General features: G+C 63.0%; 22 protein-coding genes. 5 read left to right on the forward strand and 17 right to left on the reverse strand.

The window, feature by feature from the left end; translation table 11 throughout:
• Positions 1 to 142: 142 nt before the first annotated feature.
• On the forward strand, positions 143 to 2,530 hold the full coding sequence (locus A4R29_RS02365; protein WP_063171090.1) for a polysaccharide biosynthesis tyrosine autokinase: 2,388 nt from the start codon (positions 143 to 145) through the stop codon (positions 2,528 to 2,530).
• Positions 2,531 to 2,606: 76 nt separating this feature from the next.
• Here A4R29_RS02365 and A4R29_RS02370 read toward each other — a convergent pair whose 3' ends face one another.
• The 3 genes from A4R29_RS02370 to A4R29_RS02380 form a co-directional block, all read right to left on the reverse strand.
• Positions 2,607 to 3,365: a metallophosphoesterase family protein gene (locus A4R29_RS02370; RefSeq protein WP_013528097.1), complete on the reverse strand. Its 759-nt coding sequence runs from the start codon at positions 3,363 to 3,365 to the stop codon at positions 2,607 to 2,609.
• A 246-nt stretch (positions 3,366 to 3,611) separates the two neighbouring features.
• Positions 3,612 to 4,694 (reverse strand): acyltransferase family protein, encoded by a 1,083-nt coding sequence (locus A4R29_RS02375; RefSeq protein ID WP_063171091.1) that lies wholly within the window; start codon positions 4,692 to 4,694, stop codon positions 3,612 to 3,614.
• A 112-nt stretch (positions 4,695 to 4,806) separates the two neighbouring features.
• Positions 4,807 to 6,714 carry a propionyl-CoA synthetase gene (locus A4R29_RS02380; RefSeq protein WP_063171092.1) on the reverse strand — a complete coding sequence of 636 codons (1,908 nt, stop codon included), beginning with the start codon at positions 6,712 to 6,714 and terminating at the stop codon, positions 4,807 to 4,809.
• Between the two features lie 143 nt (positions 6,715 to 6,857).
• On the opposite strand from A4R29_RS02380, the gene A4R29_RS02385 reads away from it, so the two are divergent.
• The 4 genes from A4R29_RS02385 to A4R29_RS02400 all read left to right on the forward strand — a co-directional run bounded on the left by A4R29_RS02385 (position 6,858) and on the right by A4R29_RS02400 (position 9,808).
• Positions 6,858 to 7,670: a DUF2259 domain-containing protein gene (locus A4R29_RS02385; RefSeq protein ID WP_244506885.1), complete on the forward strand. Its 813-nt coding sequence runs from the start codon at positions 6,858 to 6,860 to the stop codon at positions 7,668 to 7,670.
• A 445-nt stretch (positions 7,671 to 8,115) separates the two neighbouring features.
• The gene (locus A4R29_RS02390) at positions 8,116 to 8,400 is read left to right on the forward strand and encodes a PqqD family protein (RefSeq protein WP_013528093.1); all 285 of its coding nucleotides are present in this window, start codon (positions 8,116 to 8,118) and stop codon (positions 8,398 to 8,400) included.
• A complete protein-coding gene (locus A4R29_RS02395; protein WP_063171094.1) occupies positions 8,400 to 8,834 on the forward strand; it encodes a lasso peptide biosynthesis B2 protein in 435 nt (144 codons plus the stop codon). The genes A4R29_RS02390 and A4R29_RS02395 overlap by 1 nt, the downstream gene beginning before the upstream one ends.
• Positions 8,831 to 9,808 carry a phosphoenolpyruvate carboxykinase (ATP) gene (locus tag A4R29_RS02400; protein ID WP_063171095.1) on the forward strand — a complete coding sequence of 326 codons (978 nt, stop codon included), beginning with the start codon at positions 8,831 to 8,833 and terminating at the stop codon, positions 9,806 to 9,808. Before A4R29_RS02395 ends, A4R29_RS02400 begins: the two co-directional genes overlap by 4 nt.
• A 7-nt stretch (positions 9,809 to 9,815) precedes the next feature.
• Here A4R29_RS02400 and A4R29_RS02405 read toward each other — a convergent pair whose 3' ends face one another.
• The 14 genes from A4R29_RS02405 to A4R29_RS02470 all read right to left on the reverse strand — a co-directional run bounded on the left by A4R29_RS02405 (position 9,816) and on the right by A4R29_RS02470 (position 22,724).
• Positions 9,816 to 10,832, reverse strand: a complete 1,017-nt coding sequence (locus tag A4R29_RS02405) for a nucleotidyltransferase family protein (protein WP_063171096.1) — start codon at positions 10,830 to 10,832, stop codon at positions 9,816 to 9,818.
• A gap of 64 nt (positions 10,833 to 10,896) precedes the next feature.
• Entirely contained in the window at positions 10,897 to 11,883 is a 987-nt protein-coding gene (gene dhaK / locus A4R29_RS02410; RefSeq protein ID WP_063173532.1) for a dihydroxyacetone kinase subunit DhaK, read from the reverse strand.
• 92 nt (positions 11,884 to 11,975) lie between these two features.
• Entirely contained in the window at positions 11,976 to 12,398 is a 423-nt protein-coding gene (locus tag A4R29_RS02415) for a hypothetical protein (protein ID WP_013528088.1), read from the reverse strand.
• A gap of 11 nt (positions 12,399 to 12,409) precedes the next feature.
• Positions 12,410 to 13,996 carry a phosphoenolpyruvate--protein phosphotransferase gene (gene ptsP / locus A4R29_RS02420; RefSeq protein WP_063171097.1) on the reverse strand — a complete coding sequence of 529 codons (1,587 nt, stop codon included), beginning with the start codon at positions 13,994 to 13,996 and terminating at the stop codon, positions 12,410 to 12,412.
• On the reverse strand, positions 13,980 to 14,282 hold the full coding sequence (locus A4R29_RS02425; protein ID WP_013528086.1) for an HPr family phosphocarrier protein: 303 nt from the start codon (positions 14,280 to 14,282) through the stop codon (positions 13,980 to 13,982). Before A4R29_RS02425 ends, ptsP begins: the two co-directional genes overlap by 17 nt.
• Before the next feature lie 22 nt (positions 14,283 to 14,304).
• The gene (dhaM, locus tag A4R29_RS02430; protein WP_013528085.1) at positions 14,305 to 14,694 is read right to left on the reverse strand and encodes a dihydroxyacetone kinase phosphoryl donor subunit DhaM; all 390 of its coding nucleotides are present in this window, start codon (positions 14,692 to 14,694) and stop codon (positions 14,305 to 14,307) included.
• The gene (dhaL, locus tag A4R29_RS02435; RefSeq protein WP_063173533.1) at positions 14,691 to 15,293 is read right to left on the reverse strand and encodes a dihydroxyacetone kinase subunit DhaL; all 603 of its coding nucleotides are present in this window, start codon (positions 15,291 to 15,293) and stop codon (positions 14,691 to 14,693) included. Before dhaL ends, dhaM begins: the two co-directional genes overlap by 4 nt.
• A 72-nt stretch (positions 15,294 to 15,365) precedes the next feature.
• Positions 15,366 to 17,009, reverse strand: a complete 1,644-nt coding sequence (locus A4R29_RS02440) for a dihydroxyacetone kinase subunit DhaK (RefSeq protein ID WP_063171098.1) — start codon at positions 17,007 to 17,009, stop codon at positions 15,366 to 15,368.
• Positions 17,010 to 17,064: 55 nt separating this feature from the next.
• A complete protein-coding gene (locus A4R29_RS02445; RefSeq protein ID WP_013528082.1) occupies positions 17,065 to 18,078 on the reverse strand; it encodes an ABC transporter ATP-binding protein in 1,014 nt (337 codons plus the stop codon).
• The gene (locus tag A4R29_RS02450; protein WP_063171099.1) at positions 18,071 to 19,183 is read right to left on the reverse strand and encodes an ABC transporter ATP-binding protein; all 1,113 of its coding nucleotides are present in this window, start codon (positions 19,181 to 19,183) and stop codon (positions 18,071 to 18,073) included. Before A4R29_RS02450 ends, A4R29_RS02445 begins: the two co-directional genes overlap by 8 nt.
• 2 nt (positions 19,184 to 19,185) lie before the next feature.
• Positions 19,186 to 19,392 carry a hypothetical protein gene (locus tag A4R29_RS02455; RefSeq protein ID WP_013528080.1) on the reverse strand — a complete coding sequence of 69 codons (207 nt, stop codon included), beginning with the start codon at positions 19,390 to 19,392 and terminating at the stop codon, positions 19,186 to 19,188.
• Positions 19,389 to 20,339: a carbohydrate ABC transporter permease gene (locus A4R29_RS02460; RefSeq protein WP_013528079.1), complete on the reverse strand. Its 951-nt coding sequence runs from the start codon at positions 20,337 to 20,339 to the stop codon at positions 19,389 to 19,391. The genes A4R29_RS02455 and A4R29_RS02460 overlap by 4 nt, the downstream gene beginning before the upstream one ends.
• The gene (locus A4R29_RS02465; protein WP_013528078.1) at positions 20,336 to 21,283 is read right to left on the reverse strand and encodes a carbohydrate ABC transporter permease; all 948 of its coding nucleotides are present in this window, start codon (positions 21,281 to 21,283) and stop codon (positions 20,336 to 20,338) included. The genes A4R29_RS02460 and A4R29_RS02465 overlap by 4 nt, the downstream gene beginning before the upstream one ends.
• Before the next feature lie 109 nt (positions 21,284 to 21,392).
• Complete coding sequence (locus tag A4R29_RS02470) at positions 21,393 to 22,724, reverse strand: ABC transporter substrate-binding protein (protein ID WP_027164284.1); 1,332 nt, start codon at positions 22,722 to 22,724, stop codon at positions 21,393 to 21,395.
• Positions 22,725 to 22,998 lie beyond the last annotated feature (274 nt).

Raw genomic sequence — 22,998 nt, forward strand, 5'->3', positions numbered from 1 at the left:
CTCCCGATCTTCGAGGCGCCTGCAAGCCAAGGCATGATCCCTGAAAGTGGGTCCCGGTTTCCGGAAAAGATCATGTTGAAACAGTAAGATAGAGCCAACTGCGATCAATCGGAATAGGACCGGCTCTAGAATTGGACCGAAGATGAATTATGCCAACTTTCCTCTCGACAAGAGGATGCCATTGCCGAATTCGGACGCAGGAGACGGCGAAGACTTCATCAATATCGAGCGGCTGCTTGGCATGGCCGCACGGCAGGCCAAGGTGGTTGCCGTGTGTGCCGTCATCGGTCTCTTCCTGGGCCTGCTCTATTTGCAGACAACGCCGCCCAAATATCAGTCGATCGCCAGCGTGCTGATCGACGAGGGCTTGAACAAGATCGTCGACGACATTTCGGCGACGTCGACAACCATGCAGACCGATTCCGCCATCCTGAGCCAGATCGAGATCCTGACCTCGACGCGGCTTGCCGCCGTGGTCGTCGACAAGCTGAAGCTCGACCAGAACGACACGTTCATGAATCCGCCCCAGTCGGCGCTTGCCCAAGGCATAGGCCTCATCCGCGGCCTGATCCAGTATGTCCGCCCCAGCTCTTCCATGCCGGGTGGCGCTGACTTCAGCAAGCTCGACCCGGCCGCCCGCGATGCGCTGATCGCCACGTCGCGCCGCGACTACGCGATCCTCAAGCTGCAGAACGAGATCCGGGCGGAACGCGTCGGCCGAAGCTACGTCATCGCGCTCGGCTATCAGGCGACGGATCCGGCCTTGGCAAACGCCATCACCAAGGCCTATGCCGATGCCTATCTCGCCGATCAGCTCGATGCCAGCTTCGATGCCACCGAGCGGGCTGCGGTCTGGCTGCAGGGCCGGTTGACGGAGTTGCGCCAGAGCTCGCAGGCAGCTTCGCTCGCGGTTGAGAAATTCAGGGCCGAACATGGGCTGGCCGCCAACAGCGACGGCCAGCTGATGAGCGACAAGCAGCTTTCCGACCTCAACGCCCAGCTTATCGTGGCGCAGGCCGATACCGCACGCGCCAGCGCCCGCTACCAGCAGTACAAGGCCATCGTCGACAGCGGCTCCGAAAACGCTTTCAAGGATGCCGCCATATCGAGCGACCAGCCAAGCAGCTCGGTCATATCGGCGCTCAAGACCCGCTATCTCACAGTGGCCAAGCGGCTGCAGGACGTCGAGGCGAATTTCGGCCCCGAGCACCCGCAGGCGGTGGCTCTCTCCAAGGAGAAGGCCGACATATCGACGCAGATTTTCGGCGAGCTGAAGCAGCTGACCGAAAGCTATCGCAACGAATATGAGGTGGCGCAGGCACGCGAGACCGCGCTCAGGGCCAACGTCGCGGCCGCGCAAGGCAAGAGTTCCGTCGACAACCAGACGCAAGTCAAGCTGCGTGAACTCGATCAGCAGGCGACGGCGCTCACCACGCTCTATCAGACATTCCTGGGTCGTTACGAGGAAGCCGCGCAGCAGCAGTCCTTCCCGGTCGGCAAGATCCGCATCATCTCGGACGCGTCGATGCCGATGACGGCCTCAAGCCCGCGCACCATCGTCGTGCTCGGACTTTCGCTGGTGCTTGGCCTGCTGATGGGCGCCGGCTTTGGTGGCCTGAACGAGTTCAACGAACGCTTCTTCAGGACCGGCGAGGACGTGCGCGACCGCGTCAACCTCAAATTCCTCGGCTACCTGCCGACGATCGGCGGCAAGCTCGGCAAGGAAGAAAAACCGGGCGAGACCCAGGTGGACGCCAAGACCACCCAATCGCTGTCTTCAGCCGAAAAGCGGGCGCGCATGCGGGTCAGCATCGATTCTCCAGCCTCGATGTTCTCCGAAACGCTGCGCAGCGCCAAGATCGCCTTCGACGTCGTGATGGAAGGGCAAGGCAGCCGTGTCATCGGCATCATCTCGGTGCTTCCCGGCGAGGGCAAGTCGACGGTCGCGGCAAATCTCGCCGGCTTGCTTGCCGCCAATGGCTCCAAGACGCTGCTGATCGACGGCGACTTGCGCAATCCCGGCCTCAGCCGAGGCCTTGGCATGGAAACCGAGCAGGGCTTGATGGAAGCGGTGGTCGGCGGCCAGACCTGGCAGTCCGTCGGCAAGATCGACAGGCAGACGAAGCTGGCGATCATCCCGGCGGTGCTGCGCGGTCACTTCTCGCATACCAGCGAACTTCTCTCCTCGGCCGGCATGCGGCGCTTCATCGAGAACGCCAAGGAGACGTTCGAATACATCGTCGTCGATCTGCCGCCGCTCGGACCGGTGGTCGACGCCAAGGCCTTCGCGCCATTGGTCGACGGTTTTGTACTGGTCACCGAGTGGGGGCGCACCCCGCGCGCGATGGTCAGGTCGATGCTGGAATCCGAACCCTATGTCGCCAACAAGATCGTCGGCGCGGTGCTGAACAAGGTCGATTTGAAGAAACTGGCCAAATACGGATCGTTCGGCGGCTCGGAAAAATTCTTCGATAAATATTCGAGCTACTATCTGGAAAAGTCGGAAGTGCGCGGCAAGGCGCCGGTCTGACGTCGACCGTTGCGCGAGTGGGTCCACTCTGAAGTGTATCGATCTTCAGGCCAGCACACCTGAATATCGTTGCGCGTCAGGAGAAGATCAGCCTGCCTTGCTTGTCGGCGATCCTGACGGCGGTCAGGCGTCCGCTCTGGAAGGCGGCCGTGTCGATGCCGAGCCGGCGCCCTTCGAGCTTCGGGACATCCACAGGCGTATGCCCGTGCACCACCCAGCGGTCGAGCAGGTGCGTTGCCTCGAAGAAGTCCGAACGGATGTTGATCAGGTCATGGTCGGTTTGCGCCGCAAGGTCGACGCCGGGCCTGATGCCGGCGTGGACAAACACGAACTTCCGCGAACGGACCATGATCGGCAGCCCGCGCAGGAAGCTGACGTGATCGTCCGGAATGATCTCCCTTATGCGCCGGTCGATCTGCGCGCTGCTCCCGTAGAGGCTGGTGAGGCGCGCCGGATCGATGCCATAGGAAAACAGGGTTTGCAGGCCGCCCGTCGCCAGCCAGGGTTCGCGGGACAGATTTCCGTCGAGATAGTTCAGCATTGCCACTTCGTGGTTGCCCGCAAGACAAATGCGCTGAAATCCTTTCGGCGGCGGCGCCAGGAGGTGATCGAGCACCCGCGCCGACTGAAACCCCCGGTCGATGTAGTCGCCAAGCATGACGATGATCTTGCGGCTCTGGAAGCGCAGCGAATCGAGCAGGATCTTCTGCTCCAGCGCGCGGAGTTCCTTGTAGCAGCCATGCACGTCGCCGATCGCATAGACGACGGCGTCCTGCATGTCGATATCGAGGCGCGGACGCGCCGCGATGCGGGGTTTTCGCTGGAACAGGGTCACGTGCCGGGCGTCTCGAGGCAAGCTCTCATGCCGAAGGCATAAGTGCCTGTTATCATGCCCGAAACGAAGAATTCCGCAATCGTGGAAAATGCAGCTGCGCCGGGTCGGCACCGCCAATGCATGTCGCTCGGAAGTGAGCTCCGTTTTGGGAGAGCGATCCGTGGAACAAAGGCCTGGAGTGGGCCTGAATCCGCTCAGGCGCGACATGCTTTAGGTCGGCGGCCGGCCCGGTCTGCCGGACCGTCGTCAGGCTGCCTTGAGCCGATAACGGAAAACGGTATGGTCGAGCAGCAGCCGGATGCGTGGTTCGGCCTCGGTCGCCACTAGCCAGCTTGCCGCGATCATCGTCGCGCCGACGACCGCCATCGAGAACAGATGCGGCAGACCGGCGCGGACCAGGATGCCGAGCAGGGCCGCGCCGACGACATCGTGCAGCAGGTAGAGCGGATAGGTCATCAGCCCGATCCGACGCCAGCCGCTCCAGGAGAGGTCGAGCCGCAGCGACCACGCCATCAGCGCGATGCCTATGAGGAAGATGAGGATCGGCGGGGCGAAGGGCATATCACGCCCGACCTTCAGGATATGAACGTCGACCGAACTGGCGATCTGCAGCACACCACCGGCCAGGAACAGGGCGCAGAAGGCTAGGCGGGCGGCTGTCACCGCCTTGAAGCGCATCAGCCACAGCATGACGCCGGTGGCGAAGAACACGCCGTGATGCACCAGAAGCAGGTCGAGCGTGCGTGTTTCGGCAAGGTCGGCCCAGTCGAGCGGGTAGTAGAGGCACCAGAACAGCGCGCTGACCAGGCCGATGGCGAGCGCCACAATTTCCATTAGATGGAAGCGGCCGAGCCGCAGCAAGGTCCAGACGACGGCATAGAAGGCGATCTCGATGCCGAGCGTCCAGTAGACGCTGTCCACCCATGGCGCGTAAGGGGCGAACAGGCCGGTGCGGACGAGCCTGACGACGGCATCGGTCGGCCAGCTGAGGCCGACGATCAAAAACACCGCCGCAGTGACCGGCGCACAGATCCACACGGCCGGCGCCAGCCGTTTCACCCTGGCTTCGAAAAACCGCAGGGGTGTCGACCTTTCGGCGCTGAAGGCGATGACGAAGCCGCTGATGACGAAGAAGATCTGGACGCCGACCCAGCCGGATTCGACCCAGGCGCCTATTGCCGGCTGCGGGGGAACGCCGCCCGTGGCGCGCGCCGAAACACCGTCAGGATACGCCCACACCCAGAAGCCATAGTGGTAGACCATGACCATGACGGCGGCGAGAAAGCGCAGGATGTCGACGCCGCCAAATGTAATCTTCTGCTGAGCCATGCGACCTTTGTCGATGGCCCCCCGCGAACGACTTTAGGGTGCATTGCTGCGTCGCACAATAAAAGTATTGCTTGCCGATCGAAAAGGTCGTCCGCGGCCCACCTTCAGTGGCTCAAAGGCCGATCCCACGTTCCTTCAGCGCCGCAGTGATCTCGTCGAGGATGACCGGATCGTCGATGGTTGCCGGCATGGCCCATTCCTCCTTGTCGGCGATCTTCTGCATGGTGCCGCGCAGGATCTTGCCCGATCGCGTCTTGGGCAGGCGCTTGATCGTCACCACCGTCTTGAAGGCGGCGACCGGGCCGATGCGTTCGCGCACCAGGCCGACCACCTCGTTCTCGATGGAGCCGATATCGCGGGTCACACCCGCATTCAGCACCACGAAGCCCAGCGGAACCTGGCCCTTCATGGCGTCGGCAATGCCGATGACCGCGCATTCGGCGACATCGGGATGGGCCGAAAGCACCTCTTCCATGGCGCCGGTTGACAGTCGGTGGCCGGCGACATTGATGATGTCATCGGTGCGGGCCATGACGTAGAGATAGCCGTCCTCGTCGACCATGCCGGCATCCGCCGTCTTGTAGAAGCCGGGGAACTCGTCGAGATAGGCTTGGCGGAACCGTTGATCGGCATTCCACAGCGTTGGCAGGCAGCCGGCCGGCAGCGGCAGTTTGATCACCACATTGCCCAGCGTGCCGCGCTTCACCTCATGGCCAGCATCGTCGAGCACGCGGATGTCGTAGCCGGGCATCGGCACGCCGGGCGAGCCGTATTTCACCGGCAGCAGGCCAAGGCCGGCGGGATTGATCGTCATCGGCGAGCCGGTCTCTGTCTGCCACCAATGGTCGACCACAGGCACATTCAGCTTCTGCTCCGCCCATTTGATGGTTTCCGGGTCGGCGCGCTCGCCGGCAAGAAACAGCGTGCGGAATTTCGAGAGGTCGTGTTTGGCAATGAACTCGCCCTTCGGGTCCTGCCCCTTGATGGCGCGGAATGCGGTCGGCGCGGTGAACAGCGCGACCACGCCATGCTCCGCTATCACCCGCCAGTAGGTGCCGGCATCGGGCGTGCCGACAGGCTTGCCCTCGAACAGGATGCTGGTGCAGCCATGCAGCAGCGGTCCGTAGACGATGTAGGAATGGCCGACCACCCAGCCGACATCGGATGCCGCCCAGAACACCTCGCCCGGCTTGACGCCGAACTCGTTTTCCATCGTCCATTTCAGCGCGACCATATGGCCGCCATTGTCGCGCACGATGCCCTTGGGCTGACCGGTCGTGCCCGATGTGTAGATGATGTAGAGCGGATCGGTGGCAAGCACCGGCACGCAATCGACATTGGCGCCCGCTGCCCGTTCGCGGGCGACGGCATCGGCGTAGTCGATGTCGAAATGCTCCTTCAACTCGCATCGCAACTGGTCGCGCTGCAGGATCAGGCAGGCGTCCGGCTTGTGGCGGGAGATCTCGATCGCCTTGTCGAGCAACGGCTTGTAGGCAACGACGCGGCCGGGCTCCAGGCCACAGGATGCCGAAATGATCAGCTTCGGCCTGGCATCGTCGATGCGGGTGGCAAGCTCATGCGAGGCGAAGCCGCCGAAGACCACCGAATGCACCGCGCCGATGCGGGCGCAGGCGAGCATGGCGATGGCCGCCTCGGCCACCATCGGCATGTAGATGATGACGCGGTCGCCCTTGCGAATGCCGCGGTTCTTCAGCACCGAGGTCAGCGCGACGACCTCGCGCTTCAGCTCGGCATAAGTGAACTTTTTCACGGTTCCGGCAATCGCACTGTCATGGATCAGCGCGATCTGGTCGGCGCGGCCGCCGGCGACGTGGCGGTCGAGGGCATTGTAGCAGGTGTTGCAGGTGGCGCCGGTGAACCAGCGGCCATAGACGCCGGCCGTGGCGTCGAACACCTTGTCCCAGGGCGAATACCAGTCGATGGCGCCGGCCGCATCCGCCCAGAAGCGTTCCGGATCGCGTTTCCAGCCTTCATAGACCTCGTGATAGCGTGAAGCCATCCATACCTCCCCGGGAAATGTTTTTCTTCCTTCCAGATAGCGCGCTCTACCCTTGGCCGCAAATCCACGCCATTGTGACGACGGCATCGACCTGGCGCTTGGGGGCAAGCAGCTATGAACTGCGAGACGGGACTGGGGTGGTGATGTCTGCTGCTGTTCGGATCATCGGGCGCTTTTCGCTATCGTCGGTCATGGGCGCCGTACTTGCTATGTCCACCGGAACCGCTGAAGCCGGCGATGCCGCGGCACGGCACATCATCGGCTTTTCGCCGGATGGCGCTTATTTCGCCTTCGAGCAATATGGAACGCTCGACGCCGGCGCCTCGGACTCCGGCTGGTCTGAGATCGACATCATCGATACCCGTACGGATCGGTTCGTTGGCGGTAAGCCGATCCTCGTCGTCGATGAGACGGAGGAGGCGACACTGACGCTGGAGCAGGCGAGGGCGCAGGCCGCCGCTCAGGCGGCGCCCATTCTCGCCCATTATGCAATCACATCCCCAGCCGAGCAGACAGCGTCCGACAAATTCACCTTTCCGGGTGAAATGGTTGCCTACAACGACATCTCCCGCCTCGAACAGGTGTCGCAGAAATGGCTGTCGCCGCTCCATGGCGAAACGGGCGTTTCGACCATCCAGCTCGACGAGATCCTGGCAGCCAGCACGGGCGATTGTTCGGCGAGTTTCGCAACGACGGAGCGGCGCGACACATCTGGCAAGGCACTCGGCTTCCGGCTGACGCTGCAAGGCCAGGATGGCAAGCCGGTCAAGATCCTGCACGAGGACAAGACCGTGCCGGGCTCAAGAAACTGCCCGACCTCCTACAGCCTGTCGGAATCCTACGAACTTACCCCGGCCGGCAAGCCGGCGGTGATCGTTGTGCTGGTGCAGCGTTTCAGCCAGGGTTTCGAGGGGCGCGATCGCCGCTTCCTCGCGGTGACCGGGGAGCCACGCTGAGAGGTCACGCCCAAGCGCCGGCAGCCGCTCTGTCTCAAGGTTGTTTCTAGATCGGCAGGGCCACAAGCATGAGGCCAATGCCGCCAGCGATCAAAATGGCTGTCGCCAGCGCTTTTCTATGACGTTCGAAGCTCGTCGGAGCTCGCTCCCAATTGTAACGCATACGCTATCTCCCCAATACCCAGGCAGGTTTTACCTTACTTAGGGGAAGAAATGCAACGTCCGCTGCCGGCAGCCCGCTGTTTGTCACGTTTCATCGAGGACTATTTCTGGGCCGAATGCGGCCGGGAAGACGCAACCGAGCAGGTTCTAACGCGACTGGCGCGGAGAATCTGTCAGCAAAGCCGTTGGTCCCCTGAACTGGGCTCCCGTGATCGGCCGATAGACAGCGCTCCACCTCCGCGCTATCTGATTTCCGGGATGAGCATGGCTTGGAGGGGGCGTGGTGGAAATAGTCTCTGGAACCGTTCTGCGGCTGGCCGAGGATGCCTCGGTGCAGCATGTGGGCGATGGCGCAGTCGTGCTTTTGGCGCGCAGCGGCCAGCTCTATACATGCAACGGCACGACCGAAGCCTTTCTCGACAAGGTGGACGGCGCGCGCAACCTCGACCAGATCGTCGACCTGCTTTGCGAGGAGTTCGAGGTCGACAAGGGGACGCTCGATCAGGACATGGCGGCACTGGCCACGGATCTGATCTCGGAAGGTATCCTCGCCGCGCCAGGTGCTTGATGGCTGACGGCCCGCTCCTGCGCGCTCTTTTTCGCTGCCATCTCTGGGCGAGCGCGCGGCTGATGCCGGTCCTTGTCACCAACCGGAGCTTCGAGGAGGTGCTCAAATGGGCGCCGCTCGCCTCGTCGACGCCCTATCGCGGTCTGCCGTCCGCCTACATCGTCGAGAGCGTCAACCGCACGGTCCGCCATCCCTGGCTGATGCGTGACCGCAGGTGCTTGAGGGAAGGTCTGCTCGGTCATCGTTTCCTGCGACTAGCCGGCTTCGATCCGGACCTGCGCTTCGGCGTCGAACCGCAGTCGATGCAAGCGCAGCGTCTATCGGCGCATTGCTGGGTCTGCCTCGACGGCAAGCCGGTGGTCAGCGACAAGCTTCCCGGCATGGTCGAGATCTATCGTCATCATGCCGATGCCGTAAAGGCGCGTCCCGCTTGACCAGACCTTCAGCCTGCTATGGCCTCAACGGCCTGATCCTTTGCATATCGGCCGAGCGCTCCGAGCTGTGGCAGGATTTCGACCGGATGCTGGGCAGCCTGCGTATAGAGGAACCCGTCGCGCCGGACTTTCGTCTTGAGATCACCGAGACAGACACGCTGGACGAGACACCCAATGGATCCCTGGTCTTCGATGGCGAGGTGCCGGAGGATGGTCCCTGCCGGATGATCGAGGATGGCGGCATTGTCCATCTGGTCTTTCCCGGGCGCCAAACCGTTGCGATCAATGGTGGGGAAAGTTGGGCCGAACTCCGGATTCGTACCGGTACGAAAGCCGCCTGGACGCCGTCGATGTTGGTCCTGGATGCCGCGCTCGACGCCGGTGGCCAGCATATGCTGCATACGGCCGGGCTGACCTTGCCTGACCGCGATGCGGTGGTGCTGATCCATGCGCCGAGCGGCACCGGCAAGACCACGACGTCGTTGGCGCTGGCAACACAGGGCTTTGGCCTCTGCTCCGACGACGCCATGATCCTGAATGTCGCTTCGGGCAAGGTCGTGGTCTGGGGCTTGCCGCGCGCCGTCAAGATCCACCAGAAGACTGCCGAAATGATCCCGCAGGTGGCGCCATGCCTTGGCCAGACGTGGGATCGCAACGGCGAACAGCCGGTCTCGTTAGAACGGTTAGAGGGTATCATCCGGGTGGAAAACGCATCCGCCCGGCCGGTGGCGGCGCTTCTGCATCTGGCGCGTTCCGCCGACGGCCAGACCCGGCTCGTCGCCATGGCCAGGACCGACGCGATGGTGGCGCTGGCAGTAGACAATGTCCGCACCGGCATGACCGGGCTGCTGCCGATGCAGAAGCGCAGGCTGGCGACCATCGCCGGGCTGGTCAATGCGGTGCCGACCTTCCAGCTCGAAGTAGGCGGGCGCCCCGCTGACGCGGCGGCGCTGATCCGCGCTACCCTGGATTGACGTCAAGTCAGGCTACTTGCGGCCTGGCCTTGGCCAATCTCTGAATCCACCGGAAGGCGTCGCGGCGCAGGCGCGAGCCCAGTCTGTCCCTGGAATTGACGCCAAGCAGCGTATTAGTTGTGATCAGCCGCCTGGCCAGCCGTATGGAGAGATCGGGCTTGATGCGGCCGGCGAGTTCGAGCGCGCGGCTCTCGTCGAACAGCTGGCCGGTCACATTGAGCACGATTGCCAACTCCAGTTCGATGCCGGTCATACGGGCAGCGTCGAACAGGCGTGCTTCCGCTTCGGGTGATTGCAGCGCCCGCACCCCTTGCAGCACGTCCACGCAAAGCTGCAATCGGTGGAATTTGTGGCCGCCCGCGGCGTGCACGATGGCGATCGTTAGAAGAGCCGCCGGCGTGTCCGTGGCTTCGCCGTCGATGGCGCGCAATTCAGGGAAACCCAGCGACAGGCGCCGCCGCATGCCGGTGTCATGCACGAGGTCGCCATGCAGTTCGACCAGCAGGCTGGAATTCTCTTTTTCCAGCCATTTGAATTCCTGCAATTCGTAGGATTCGGCCTCGTTGCTGCCAAGCTCGAAGCCGCATGCCGCGATCACCTGGTTTGCCCTGGCCAGATTGGCGGGTTCGACCAGGATGTCGATGTCGGTGAAGGGCCTGTCGGTGACGTTGCGGTAGAGCTTTCGCGCGAAGACGGGTCCCTTGACGATCCGCGCCGGAATATTGTCCGCCGCCAGTCCCTTCATGATGCGGTCCCCATGATACTTCAACAGCATCGACTGGCCGGTGGCGATCGTTGCCTTCTGGCGCAGATCCTCCAGCTTGCCGTGCAGGTCGGCATCCGCTGGCAGCCGCGCGTCCCCGCTGAGCTTGCGCAACATGATCGGCAGCACGCCGTGAAACTCGGCATTGTCGAGCAGCGCCGTCAGCGTCTTTGCCGACAAATCTTCGCCGCCTGCCGCCGCCTCGGGGTCAGCGAAGCGCAGCAAGAGTCTTTCTTCGGCGGAAGTAAGCGGTGGCAGCATCAACCCAGCTAGCATTGCGAGCAAGTCAGGAATGGTTGCAGAAAAGCCTAATGTAAGCCAGCTTTTACATGCCCCAGCGCAGCGCCGCAGTGTGTACCGGCGCGTCCCAGAATGCGGTCGTCTCGTCGTCGAGCATGGTCAGCGTGATCGAGCAGCCGGCCATATCGAGCGAGGTGACGTAGGAGCCGACCAGCGAACGGGTCACCGTCACGCCATGCTTCTCGAAGATTAGCCGTGCGCTGTTGTACATCAGATAGAGTTCCATCAGCGGCGTGCCGCCGAAGCCGTTGACGAACAGCAGCGCCGGGCCTTTCGCTTTGTCGCCGAGATCGCCGAGGATCGCGGCGCAAATCTCCTGCGCGATCGCATCGGCGCTTTTCAGCGCATCGCGCCGGCGGCCGGGCTCGCCATGGATGCCGACGCCGAACTCCATCTCGCCGTCGCCGATATCGAAAGTCGGCTTGCCCGCCGCCGGCACGGTGCAACTGGTCAGCGCCACGCCCATCGAGCGGGTAGCAGCGTTGACGCGGTCGCCAAGCGCCTTCAGCGACGCCAGAGCCAGGCCATGTTCGGCCGCCGCGCCGACGATCTTTTCCACCACCAGCGTGCCGGCGACGCCACGCCGGCCCGTCGTATAGGAAGAATTCTCGACCGCGACATCGTCATTGGTCACGATCTGCTGGACGCCTTCCGACATTTCGGCCGCCATCTCGAAATTCATGACGTCGCCCTCATAGTTCTTGACGATGAACAGGCAGCCGGCGCCGGTGTCGACGGCCTCTGCCGCCGCCAGCATCTGGTCCGGTGTCGGCGAGGTGAACACCTGGCCGGGGCAGGCGGCGTCCAGCATGCCGTGACCGACAAAGCCGCCATGCAGCGGCTCGTGACCGGAACCGCCGCCGGAGATCAGCGCCACCTTGCCCGGCCGCAAGGTCTTTCGGCGGATGAATTTGTGCGCGTCGCCGAGCACGAGGATGTCGGCATGGGCGGCGACGAAGCCGTCGAGGCTTTCGGTCAGCACCGTGTCCACCGAATTGATAAACTTCTTCACGGCCGTCTCCTCCCGAAATAGGCCTTCCAAAGCAATTCCAGGAAAAGTGTATCGCGGTTTTCCGTCCGGAATTGCGTAAAACAAGAGTTCGATCAGCCACTCTTGCCGGTGATGCTGGTGATCTTTTGGATAAAATCGTTCACCGCCTTATCGAGCGCGGCGTTCTGCTTGTCGTCGCCGAAATCCGGCACGATCAGCGAGACATGCCGCGTCTTGCGCATGCCTGATGCGATCGACATCTTGCCTGGATGCGCCTGGTGATAGGCGGCGAGAAACTGGTCGCGCTCGGCCGGGCTGAAATGGCAGACGGAAAATATAGCCGGCAAATGTTTTGACGGAATCGGGATCGAATAGGCAGGACTGGAAATCTGCGTGACGAAGCTGCGGTGCTTGCCGAGCGCATCGGCCAGGCGCTGGCGCATACCGGACGGGCGCTGGTCGATAACCTGCGACAGGATCGTCTTGTAGGCGCGGATCGCCTCTTCGGAACCGGGTTCGGGTGTCCTGTCGACCATGCCGGCCGCGCCTAGACAGAAACGTCCGCGACGGCCGCCTTGGCCATGGCGAGTTGCGCCGGCGCGACGGAAAGATCGCGCAGGCCGGCCTCGATCAGTGACGGGATCGAGGCTGGATCGCCGGCTGCATCGCCGCACAGGCTGACCGGGATCTCTTCCCGCTGGCCAAACGCCGTCACGGCAGCGATCAGCCGCAGCACGGCCGGATGACGGACCGAATTGAGATGCGCCACGGCAGCGTTGTCGCGGGCGGCCGCCATGACATACTGGGTGAGATCATTGGAGCCGATCGAGAAGAAGGCGGCATCGGTAAAGGCTTCCGGTACGATCGCCACCGAAGGCACTTCGACCATGATGCCGAGCGGCGGCATGTTGTGTGCGACGCCGCGTGCGGCAAGTGCAGTCTGCTCTTCGGCGAACATCGCCGCTGCCTGTCGGTATTCCTCCACAATGGCGATCATAGGGAACATCACTTTCAGGCTGCCATGGACAGCGGCGCGCAGCAGCGCCCGGATCTGTACACGAAACACCTCGGGTCTTGCCAGCGACAGCCTGATCCCGCGCAGGCCGAGAAACGGATTGCTCTCCTCGACCGTAAAGCCGGGCACCGGCTTGTCGCCGCCGGCGTCAACGGTGCGGATCGTCACCGGTTTTTCACCGGCCCACTCCAGCACCTTGCGATAGGCGCGATACTGCGTCTCCTCATCCGGCAGCGTCTTGCCGAACAGGAATTCGGTGCGCATCAACCCGACTCCGTCGCAGGTCGTAATGTCGATGAGGTCGACATCGGACGGGTCGGCGATGTTGACCTGCACGCGCACCGCCGTGCCGGCCTTGGTCACCGCCGGTCGCGCCAGGAACGTCCCGGCCCGGTCGCTGCGCGCCCGGAATGATGAGGACGATTGGCGAAAAGCAGCGATTTCAGTCTTGGAGGGTGACAGCACAATGCCGCCATGTTCGGCGTCGAGCAGCGCTGTGCCGGTTAGACGAGCCAGCGAAGTGCCCAACCCGACAACCATCGGCACGCCGCGCGAACGCGCCAGCATGGCGACGTGGCTGGCGGTGCTGCCCGCCTTCAGTGCGATGCCGCCGCCGCTGCTCCAGTCGGTTTCGAGAAAACGCGTCGGCGCGATATCCCAGCCGTAGAGGATGGCGCCGGTTGGCGCCTGGACGTCGCCATCCTCGGACAGCGCCCGCAGCACCTGGTCCCTGATATCGCGTATGTCGGCGGCCCGTGCGCGGAAATAATCCTGGTCTGAAGCGTCGTAGCCGGCAATCTCGGTATCAAGCGCTTGCCGCCAGGCTTTGTCGGCTGGCAGGCCGGTGCGGATCGCGGCAAAGGCCGGGCTGCTCAGCGCATCGTCTTGCAGCATGGCGATCTGAAACTCGAGAATGTCGGCGGCATCGCCCTCGGCCATCTCGCTCAATGCGGTGAGACGGCTTGTCGCGACGGCGATTGCGGCTTCGAGCGCGGCCTTCTCGTCGTCGGCTGTTTCTTTGCCGACATAGGATACGACAGTCTGGTCGAGGTCGAACAGTGGCCCCTCGGCATAGCCGGCCGAGGCCGAAATGCCTTGCAGTCTAAGCGGTTCGGACATGGTCCGCGCCTTCGTCGAAATCGCGCCGCACCAGTTCGACCAACGCGTCGACGGCATCATTGGCGCCGTCACCGCTGGCCCTGATGTGCAGCACGGTGCCCTTCGGCGCCTTGGCCGCCATCACCTTGACGATGCTCTTGGCGTCGAACCATGGCCCGTTGGCGGCGAGCGCGATCTCCACCTCGGCGGCAAAACTCTTGGCCAGCTTGGTGAACTTCACCGAAGGACGCGCGTGCAGACCCACCTCGTGGGTGATCACAACAGTCGCTTCGGCGGATGCGGACATGTCTTTCAAAGTTCCCGTTCGTTCACGACGGCGACAATTCATGTGCCGTCGCCACCACTTCCCGCAGCGAGGCGCCGCCGGAGGCCTCGGTCGCTGCCATCACCGCGCCTTCGACGATCGGCGCGTTGCAGACTATGATCTTGTGCGACCGTGGCTCGCCGATCATCTCCACCGCCATTTCCGAGTTGGTCTCGGCGCCGCCGAGATCGACCAGAATGGCGACACCGGCTTCCGACCAGGCCTTGTCGATGGCACCCATGATCGCCTCGACATTGGTGCCGAGCCCGCCATGGCCGTTTCCGCCGCACCATGCAAGCGGCACTTCGTCGCCCACCATCTGCCGCACCATGTCGGCCGTGCCCTCGGCAACCAGCGGCGAATGCGAGACGATGACGATGCCGACATTGCTCATGCGCTTTCCCCGAGGCTGTGCGCCACTGTGCGCACCAGCAGCGCGGTTGAGCGCGCGCCGGCGTCCATATGACCGATCGATCGGTCGCCCAGGAACGAGGCGCGGCCACGCAAGGCTTTCATAGGCAGGGTCGCGTCGGCCGCGGCGTCGGCGATATCGGCGATTTCAAGAGCTGTCTTTCCCTGCAGCAGCGCGTCATGCACCGGCTGCAGCACGTCGAGCATGGTTTTTTGTCCGATCTGCGATTTGCCGCGTGCTGCCACAGCTTCGATCGCCTTGCCGAACGCCGCCGTCAGATTGGCGCGATCGGGTTTCGCCGAAATCTCCTTGCCGAATGCCAGGAACAGGGTGCCGAACAGCGGGCCGGAGGCGCCGCCGACCGTCATCACCAGCTTGGTGCCGATCGCCTTCAGGGCATCGGGCAGCGGTTTGGCCGAAAATGCTTCGGCTTCGGCGCGCACGGCCTCGAAGCCGCGCTTCATGTTCAGCCCGTGGTCGCCGTCGCCGATCGCCTGGTCGAGCGCCGTCAATTCCTCGGCGTTCGCGGCGATCGTATCCGCGGCGGCCGCGATCAGCCGGGCAAGGTTCAACGCCGCCATGTCACCCGCATTCCCGGTTTCCATCTTGCCGGCAGTATCGAAAGAACGGTCATTCGACAACTGGAGCATACGTCAGGCCGCTTCATGCAATGCCGCGGCCGCCGCGAAGACTTCGGCCACCGCGTGAGCGCCGGGGTCGACCACACCTTGCAGCTTGCTGCCGATATAGGCCGACCGCCCGGCTTTTGCCTTGTCCATGGCGGCCGTGGCCTCGGCACCATGGCGGGCTGCTGTTGCCGCCTCCTCAAGGCCGTTCGCGTCGAGCGCTTTGAGCGCCGGCTCAAGCGCATCGACCATGGTTCTATCGCCAATTCTGGCGCCGCCGTAAAAGGTCATCCGTTCAAGGCCGGCAAGCAGCGCTCTGGGCAGGCTCGCGCCGCCGCCCAGAGCCTGCGCCGCCGCCGTGAAGAAGATCGACAGCAGCACGCCGCTGGAGCCGCCCATCGACGCGCTCAGAATGTCGCCTATCGCGCCAAGGGTGGCTGCAGGCTCGGCAAGCGGCAGCATATCAAGCCGCTCGAGAACACTGCGCGCGCCGGTCGCCACCGTCGAACCGGTGTCGCCGTCGCCTGTTTTGGTGTCCAGTCCGTTCAAAGTCGCTTCGAGCGCGATCAGCCTTTCGCAGATGGTAACGAGAAGAGGCCGGGTCCGCGCATCCTGGCTGGGCTTGCGTGCCACGCTTTGTCCGGCCGCTTTCGCCATCGGCACGACGGCAGGTGAAACAACCGGCTTTGCCGGTATCCAGGCATGCGGGCCGACCGGCGCCTGCAAGGCGGTTTCGCGCGCCGCATCCAGCCGGATCAGCGACAGCGAGAAGCCGTTCATGTTGAGCGCCGTCATCAGCGGGCCCGGGCCGATCGTCAGTTTGATGGTTTTAGCCAACGGCGAGGCAAGCACCGCATTGGCGATAACGGACATTTCGAGCGGCGGCACGGAGCCGAGATTGTTGATCAGCAAGGCGTAGGTGGCCTTGGGATCAAGCCGCTTCGCAAGGCGCTCCGCCATGATCGCCACCAGCCTGTCGGCGCTCTGCACCGCAATCCGCTCGACGCCCGGCTCGCCGTGAATGCCAAGGCCGAGTTCGCCATCATTCTCGCCAAATCTGTCTTCGTGCGGCTGGCCCGGGATCGAGCAGGACGACAGCGACATGCCGAGCGAAACGATGTCCTTGGCCGCCGCCCGTGCCGCTGCCGCGATTTCAGCCAGATCGTGGCCGGCTTCCGACAGGTGGCCTGATATCTTGTGCACGAACAAGGTGCCAGCAACGCCGCGCGGCTGGGTGATGTCAGGCAAAGCGATATCGTCGGCGACAATGACCATCTCGACACGAAACCCTTCGGCGCGCGCCTTCTCTGCCGCCAGGCCGAAATTGAGACGGTCGCCGGTGTAGTTCTTGACGATCAGCAGGCAGCCGGCCGGGCCGGTGACCGCGCGAATGGCCGCCAGCACCGCTTCGACGCTTGGCGAGGCAAAGATCTCGCCCGAAACCGCCGCCGTCAGCATGCCCCTGCCGACGAAGCCGGCATGTGAAGGCTCGTGCCCGGCCCCGCCGCCGGAGACGATACTGACTTTCGTCTTGTGCCAGTCGGCGCGCAGGACGACCTTGATCTCGGGATAGCCGTCGAGGCGCGCGAGATCGATTGATCCGGTGGTCCTTAACAGGCCGTCGAGCGCCTCGGTGACGATCGTTTCCCTGTGGTTGAAAAAGTGCTTCATCGAATTCGTCCCGTACTCGAAAAATCAAAACCGGTGCTGAATCACCGAAAACCGCTCACATCAATCGCTGTCCATCGGCGCCGAAATACAGCGGCGCCCGGTAGCGGATCACCACTTTGTCGCCCTGCGCCAGATCCGTGTCGGGATCGGTCAGCGTCACCAGTTTCTTGGTGCCTACCGTCACATGCAAATGGTTCTGGTCACCGAGATGCTCGACCCAGTCGACAACGCCGTCAGCATGGCCATTCGCGGCCTTCGCGATCGTCAGATGCTCGGTGCGCGCGCCGATCGTCTTGGTGCCGGCCGGTGCGCCGCCGTCAGGCAGCAGCCCGGTCGGCAGAAGATTGATCGCCGGCTGGCCGAGCCTCGCCGCGACATGCAGGTTTGCCGGCTCTGAATAGATGGTGCGCGGCGAGCCGATCTGCACCAGCACGCCCTCGGTGAGGATGCCGATGCGGTCTGCCATCGTCATCGCCTCGATCTGGTCGTGGGTGACGTAGAGCATGGTGGCGCCGAGCTCGGTCTGGATGCGCTTCAGCTCGAGCCGCAGATCCGCCCGCAGCTTGGCGTCGAGCGATGACAGCGGCTCGTCCATCAGATAGATGGACGGTTTGCGCACCAGCGCGCGGCCGATGGCGACGCGCTGCATTTCGCCGCCCGAAAGCTTGGTCGAGCGGTTGGCGAGCTTGTGATGGATGCGCACCATCTTCGCCACCTCCTCGACCCGGCGGCGGATCTGGTCTTCCGGCATTTTCCGCGCCGGCGAGCGCAGCGGAAAGGCGAGATTGTCGAACACCGACAGATGCGGATAGAGCGAATATTGCTGGAAGACGAAGGCGGTGTCGCGCTCGGCCGGCGACAGCGTCGTGGCATTGTGTCCGCCGATCTCGATCGTGCCGCTGTCCGGCCGTTCCAACCCGGCGATGAGCCGCAGCGTCGTCGTCTTGCCGGCCCCGGTTGGCCCGAGCAGCACGACGAATTCACCATCTGCTATGTGCAGGTCGAGGCCGTCGACGGCGACATGGTCGCCGAAACTCTTGGTCACGTTCTTGATGTGCACCTCAGCCATGCTGGGGCCTCCGTTCCGAGGCGACATCGTGGATCGCGGTTCTCACCGCGCGGCCCGATCCCTTCTCGAACAGCGACAGCCGCGCGCTGCTCAGCGTCAGGCCGACATGGTCGCCGGTGGCGAGCCTGATTTCGGCCGGTACGCGTGCCTTGATGATGCCATCCGCCGTCTCCACCGCGACGATCTGCGTGGTGCCGAGATATTCGGTGCCGTAGATGGCGCCGCGCAATTTTGAGGCGTCGTCGAAGCGGATGTGTTCAGGGCGGATGCCGAGCGCCATGTCGCCAGGTGCGATGTCCTCGCGCACCTCCGGCACCGCGACCTTCGCGCCTTGCACGATGATCTCCCTGGCGCCCTTGGCGAGCCCGCCGCCAAATCCCAAAAAGTTCATCGGTGGCGAGCCGATGAAGTCGGCGACGAACATGGTCGCCGGGCGGTCATAGATTTCGCGCGGGCTTCCGAACTGCTCGATGACGCCATGGTTCATCACCGCGATCTTGTCGGCCATCGACATCGCTTCCATCTGGTCGTGCGTGACATAGACCGTCGTGGCATGGATGCGGTTGTGCAGTTCGCGCAGCTCGTGGACCATCAAATCGCGGAATTCGGTGTCAAGGGTTCCCAGCGGCTCATCCATCAGGAAGCATTTTGGCCGCCGCACGATGGCGCGGCCGAGCGCGACGCGCTGGCGGTCGCCGCCGGCAAGTCCGGAGACGGATTTGTTGAGCAGATGGTCGATGCGCAGCAGCTTCGCCGTTTCCTCGACCCGCGTGCGGATTTCGGCCGAAGGCATGCCTTGCGCCAGCAGCGGGAAGCCGATGTTCTTGCGCACATTCATGTGCGGGTAGAGCGCGAACAGCTGGAAGACGAAGGCGATGTCGCGCTCGCGGGCCCGCAGCATGGTAACGTCGTCGCCGCCGAGCAGGATCTGGCCGCCGGTCGGCAGCTCAAGCCCCGCGATCATGCGCAAGGTCGTCGTCTTGCCGCAGCCGGACGGGCCGAGCATGACGAAGAACTCGCCATCCTCGACGACGAAGTTGGAATCCTGCACGGCGACGAAATCGCCGAAAGCCTTTCTCAGGTGCTGGACACGGATTTCGGCCATGATTATTCCGGGAACTTGGAGACGATGATGAACATCACGGTGCCAGCGAGCATGGTGATGAAGGAGTAGGTGTAGAGCGACAGCGCGAAGGGCTGGAACAGCATCAGGAAGCCGATGGCGATCAGCGCTGTCGCGATGTTTTCCATCAGCCCGCGCCGTGCCCAGGCCGGCCAGCGCGATTTGCGGTTCCCAGGCTTGGTCAAGCTCATTTGCGCACCGCGCCGAAGGTGATGCCGCGCAGCAATTGCTTGCGAAGCAGGATGGTGAAAACCAGGATCGGCACCAGGAAGATCGTCGTGCCGGCCGCGACCGCCGGCCAGTCCTGGCCGCCTTCGCCGATGATGGTCGGGATGAAGGGCGGCGCGGTCTGCGCCGTGCCGGAGGTCAGGAGAGCTGCGAACGCATACTCGTTCCAGGCGAAGATCAGGCAGAAGATGGCGGTCGCGGCTATGCCGGTCGTCGCCTGCGGCAGCACGGTGCGCCAGAAGGCCTGCAGCCGCGTGTAGCCGTCGATCATTGCCGCTTCTTCATATTCGCGCGGGATCTCGTCGATGAAGCCCTTCAGCAGCCAGACAGCCAGCGACACATTGACCGCCGTGTAGAGCAGGATCATGCCGAGCGCGGTGTCCGACAGGCCAAGCTCGCGGTACATCAGATAGATCGGAATGGCGACGGCGATCGGCGGCATGAAGCGCGTCGACAGGATGAAGAACAGGAGGTCGTCGGCGAGCGGCACCTTGAAGCGTGAGAAGCCGTAGGCCGACAGCGTGCCTAAGAACACGGCGCAGAAGGTCGAACCGAAGGCGATGATCAGCGAATTGACGAAGCGCGGCAGGAAGTTGGACGGACCGGCGATCACCATGTTGCGCTTGCGCGTGGTCTCGTCGCAGAAGCCCGTCGCCGGACCCAGCGAGTTGATGTATTCCGGCGTCTGCCGGGTCCGCGTCGTGAACAAATTGCAGTAGCCCTCAAGACTGGGCTGGAACAGGATCTTGGGCGGATAGGCAATCGAATCCGGCGGCGTCTTGAAGCTGGTGGCGAAGATCCACAGCAGCGGCACGATCGAGATTAGTGCGTAAAGCACGATGATCGTGCCGGCGATCCGTTTCGAGTTGCTGCTCGGTGCGACGACCGAATGGGCTGTGGTCAGGCTCATCTCTGCTTCACCTTGTTGAGCGCCTTGACGTAGATGTTGGCCAGGCCGAACACCGCCACGAAAAGGATGATGGCGAAGGCCGAGGAATAACCGGTGCGCCAGCTTTCGAAAGCCTGCCGCTTCAGCGTTATCGAGGCGACCTCGGTCGTCGAGCCCGGCCCGCCGCCGGTCAACAGATTGACCATGTCGAACATCTTGAAGTTCTCGATGCCGCGAAACAGCACAGCCAGCATGATGAAGGGCAGCGCCATCGGCAGCGTGATCGACCAGAACTGCCGCCAGTTCGAGGCGCGGTCGACCTCGGCCGCCTCGTAGATGTATTCGGGGATGGAGCGGAGGCCCGCGAGGCAGATAAGCATCACGTAGGGCGTCCACATCCAGGTATCGACGATGATGATCGACCAGGGCGCCAGCGACACGTTGGAGAGCATCTGGATATCGGTCGGCGGGATCCTCGTGACAAAGGAGATCGCATAGGCGAACAGGCCGATCTGCGGCTCGTAGAGGAAGCGCCAGAAATTGCCGACCACCGCCGGCGACAGCATCATCGGCACCAGGATCAGCGTCGTCCAGAAAGCGTGGCCGCGGAACTTCCTGTCGATCAGCCAGGCCAGCGTGAAGCCGATCAGCGTCTGCAAAAGGATCGTCCAGAACACGAAATGCGCGGTCGTCTGCATGGCGATCCAGATATCCTTGTCGCCGAGGATGCGCTGGTAGTTGGCAAGGCCGAGATTTTTCACCACCTCGTTCGGGCGGTTGGCCCGGTAGTTGGTGAACGACAGATAGATCGCCCAGAACAGCGGGAAGATGTTGATGGCCAGCAGCAACAGGATCGTCGGCGAGATGAACAGCCAGGCGAGGCCCTTGTCGCTGATGCCCCGGACCTTGCGGGCCAACGGCTCCGGGGTCGCCCGGGCAACGTTCTCCGCGGTCCGATTGAGCATGGTGAGTCCTGCTTCGGTCACTTGGTCGTCTCTGTCATGGAATTTATCTGAACTGCATCCCGTGCCAAGGGGCGGCACGGGATGCTTGGCTTAGCTCGGGAGGAGCTGGTTACATCTTGCCATCGTCCTGGAAGACCTGGGTCCAGTCCTTGACCAGGCCGTCGAGCGCGTCCTTGGCCGAACCTTGGCCGGCGACGACATAGTCGTGGAAGCGCTTCTGCGAGGCCTGCAGCAGCGGGGCGTAGCTCGGCTCGGCCCAGAAGTCCTTCACGATGGCCATCGAGTCGAGGAAGGTCTGCGCATAGGGCTGGCTGGCCGGGAACTTCGGATCCTTGACCACCGCGTTGAGGCACGAATAGCCGCCGAGCGACCACCATTTGGCCTGCACGTCCTTGTTGGCGAACCACTTGATGTATTTCAGCGCCGCCTCCTGCTTGTCGGAATAGGACACCACGGAGATACCCTGGCCGCCGAGCTGGGCGAACTGCTCGCCGTCCGGACCCTTCGGGTTGACGAAGTAACCGATCTTGTCGCCGCCGACATTCTCGTCTTTCTGCAGGCCCGGCCATGTGAAGGCGAAGTTCATGTGCATCGCCACCTGGCCGGATTTGAAGGCATCGACGCCTTCGCCCATGTAGCTGTTCGAGGCACCGGGCGGCGTGCAGCAATCATAGAGCGCCTTGTAGAACTCCAGCCCCTTGACCGACTTGTCGGAGTTGACGAAGCCTTCCATTTCATAGGGCTTCTTGGGGTTTTCGTACTGGAAGCCATAGCTGTAGAGCACGTCCATGGCGCCCATGGTGATGCCTTCGGAGCCGCGCTCGGTGTAGATCGAGGCGCCATAGACGGTCTTGCCGTCGATCTCGCGCTTCTGGAAGAACTCGGCGACCTGCTTCAACTGGTCGAAAGTGGTTGGCGGGCCGAGATCCCAACCGTACTTCTCCTTGAATTCCTTCTGCAGTTCCGGCTTGGAGAACCAGTCCTTGCGGTAGGTCCAGCCGACGACGTCGCCCATGGCCGGCAGCGCCCAATAGTTCGGCGTGTTCTTCGGCCATTCCGAATAGCCGACGACGGTTGCCGGCACGAAATCGTCCATGCTGATCTTCTCCTTGTCGAAGAAGTCGTTCAGCTTGACGTAATGGCCGTTCTCGGCAGCGCCGCCGATCCACTGGCTGTCGCCGATGATCAGGTCGCACAATTTGCCGTGCGAGTTGAGCTCGTTGAGGAAACGGTCGGCATAGTTGGTCCACGGCACGAACTCGAATTTCATGCCGATACCGGTTTCCTTGGTAAAATCCTTGGACAGTTCGACAAGCGCGTTGGCCGGGTCCCAGGCGGCCCAGCACAGGGTCAGGTCTTCAGCGTGCGCGACGTTCGCGACGGCTGTCGACGCTGTGATTGCCGAGGTCAGTCCCAACGCCAGTTTCAAGCTCGATTTCATGACTTCCTCCCATTTGCGAAACGCGCCCGGATGACGGTTTCAAAAAGCCCTCAACCCCTCTCCTCAGGGGCCCAAACATGGCTGCGCGGTTACACTGCAGATGTTTAGTAATTTGTTTAGTGATGCAATTTTTACTAAACAAGGCAAGCGAATTCGTTGCTGCGCCGCAGCATGCTTATGGCGATGTCTGAAAACGTTGGGAAAAGCGCGGGTCGCTGGCTGGCTTACCGAAGCTGTTCAGGCCGATTCTGACCGGGACGTGGGGCAACCTCGG

This window comes from Mesorhizobium ciceri biovar biserrulae, assembly GCF_001618845.1.
Taxonomy (GTDB): Bacteria; Pseudomonadota; Alphaproteobacteria; order Rhizobiales; family Rhizobiaceae; genus Mesorhizobium; species Mesorhizobium ciceri.